Consider the following 2,831-nt stretch of genomic DNA (forward strand, 5'->3'; position numbering starts at 1 on the left):
TCAAAAGAGACACGATCAAAAAACGCCGCTTGAACCACCAAACCAAAGCCGCTTAAATCAAATCCCAAACCGAGCCGGAAACTCCAATCTTCAAAAGCAAAAATAGTCTCAAATCATTCGACGACGGACAGTCACTCTCTGTAATCTTCGTGCACATTGCCGACCTCCAAATTACGTCGGCAATGTGTGAATCATGTTGAAAGAAAATCTGGAACCGGAAAACTTATACCTGAGTCAATTCGTCCACACGGCCTAATAATATTGACAAAGTTGTGACCGGTCCTAGGTTCAAATTTACCCCTTCTGTGTCCCAGTTCTGCGAGAGACAATGCCAGCCAAATTTATTATCAATCCGCCTGTTTTTTTTGGTTCGATAATTATCATAGGATTATTTTTGGCAGTCGGTGTAATCGTTCCAGATCAAGCCGCTGCAATTTTTGCTGCTTTGCAAACAAATATTCTTTCGAATTTTGGTTGGTTCTACCTCTTGGTCGTAGGAATTTTTCTGGCCAGCGTTTTGCTGCTCAGTCTGGGCAGGTACGGACGCCTTAAACTAGGCCCCGATGACTCTACCCCAGACTTTAGCTTTATGTCGTGGATCGCGATGCTTTTTGCTGCCGGCATGGGCATCGGATTGATGTATTATGCTGTTGGCGAGCCGATGTCCCATTTCATGGCCCCGCCAACAGCTGAACCACGCTCGATTGAAGCGACACGACAAGCAATGGCTGTGACGTTTTTTCATTGGGGTATTCACGCGTGGGCGATCTATGCGGTTGTGGGTCTGTCACTTGCGTATTTTGGCTATCGCTACAATCTTCCTCTTACGATCCGATCAGGCCTTTATCCTCTGTTGAAGGAACGGATTAACGGCCCTGTTGGTCACGCTGTTGATGTTTTTGCCATTGTCGGAACAATGTTCGGCATTGCAACCTCTCTTGGACTTGGCGTCTCACAAATTAATGCCGGGCTGAATTATCTGACGGGCGTTCCCATCGGTTTAGAGGTACAGCTTCCGCTAATATTGGTCATTACCGGCCTTGCTACCATATCTGTTGTTACAGGACTTGATAAAGGCGTTCGCATTTTATCAGAAGTGAACCTTCTGATCGCAATTTTGCTTATGCTGTTTGTCCTCGTTGTGGGACCAACAGCACAGCTCTTTCGCGATTTTGTTCAGAATATCGGTCTTTATCTGGATTCCTTAGTACTGAGAACGTTCAATATATATGCCTACCAGCCCACACCATGGATTGATGACTGGACACTTTTCTATTGGGCTTGGTGGATTTCCTGGTCACCTTTTGTCGGCATGTTCATCGCTCGTATTTCGAGAGGTCGCACCGTACGTGAATTTGTTACAGCCGTTTTGTTTATTCCAGCCGGTTTCACTTTCTTTTGGATGACGGTTTTTGGAAACTCTGCGATCTTGATTGACACAACTATCGCCAACGGAAAGTTGGGGGCCGAGATAGCTGCTGACGTGTCAGTTGGTCTGTTCCATTTCTTTGAGTACCTTCCCTGGACCACATTGACCTCAACGCTTGCCGTGCTCCTGGTGGCGATTTTCTTCATTACATCTTCAGACTCTGGATCATTGGTTGTGGATTCTATCGCTGCGGGTGGTGAGACAGAAACGACGACATCTCAACGGGTTTTCTGGTGCGCTCTTGAAGGTATCGTGGCTGCCAGCCTGCTTGTTGCAGGCGGATTAGGAGCCCTTCAATCGGTGACCATCGCAAGTGCACTTCCATTTTCGATCGTCATTCTTGTTCTTGTATGGTCGCTTTTCAAAGGCATGCGAGCCGATCTTGCCCAGCAAGTAGCACATGCGGGAATTCCAAATGCGCCAACGGCACAACCAGCAGCAGGTCTGACCTGGCAGCGCAGATTGGGGTTAATGCTGCATGCGCCTTCCGAACGTGAAGTGCTAACGTTTATCGAAGGTCCGGCGATGAAGGCACTTTCCGAAGTCGCGTCAGAACTCAACAATCGTGGACGCGACACGGTCGTGGTGTCGGAAGACAACGGTTCGATAGCGCTGCGCTCCACCGCAGAGGGTGTTCGTGACTTCATTTACGGAATAATGCCAGCCTCACACCAGATCCCGGCTTTCTCGACTATGGCCGTGGGAAAGCCGGAATTCCGATTTGAAGCCAGAACTTATTTTTCGAGTGGGGGTCGGGGCTATGATGTCATGGGCATGACGAAGGAGCAATTGATCTCGGACGTACTGGTCCAGTTTGAGCGCTATCTGGCATTGGTTCACACACCAGAAACGCAATTGGTCCATAGCGCACCGGAGCATTCAGCCGACATGTGATCATCGGCCCACCAAATATAGAATGCTAACAACTGAGATAGGAATAATGGAACAAAAAGCGACCGAAATCTTTGAAAACACCAATCAATTTTTGTTCCGGTGTTGTCACGTTAACTGGGCTACAGTTGCCTGCCTGACGGTTTGGGCGTAAATTTTGGCGATGCAGACATCAGATATCATCTTCAAGCGTCACCGTTTTCCGCCACAGATTATTGCTCATGCGGTGTGGCTTTATCTGCGGTTCAATCTTAGTCTGCGTGAAGTTGAGGAAATGCTGCTTGAGCGTGGAATCGACGTATCATACGAGACAGTTCGTCGTTGGATCGCCAAGTTCGGCCCCCAGATCACACGCAACTTGCGGCGGCGTCAGGCGCGCCCCGGCGATATTTGGTATTTGGACGAAGTGGTGGTCAAATGCGCTGGAGAGAAATTCTGGCTCTGGCGTGCGGTGGATCAACATGGCTCCGTTCTCGAAGAAATCTTGCAGAAGCGGCGTGATAAAAGGGCG

General features: G+C 48.8%; 2 protein-coding genes. Both read left to right on the forward strand.

Features of this window, described 5'->3' with window-relative positions; genetic code table 11:
• The first annotated feature begins 328 nt into the window (after nucleotides 1-328).
• Nucleotides 329-2,323, forward strand: a complete 1,995-nt coding sequence (locus VBH83_RS19195) for a BCCT family transporter (protein ID WP_396999076.1) — start codon at nucleotides 329-331, stop codon at nucleotides 2,321-2,323.
• Between the two features lie 160 nt (nucleotides 2,324-2,483).
• On the forward strand, nucleotides 2,484-2,831 hold a 348-nt coding region (locus VBH83_RS19200), incomplete at its 3' end, for an IS6 family transposase (RefSeq protein ID WP_396999077.1).

Source organism: Ochrobactrum sp. S1502_03, assembly GCF_044435015.1.
GTDB classification, from domain to species: domain Bacteria; phylum Pseudomonadota; class Alphaproteobacteria; order Rhizobiales; family Rhizobiaceae; genus Brucella; species Brucella chromiisoli.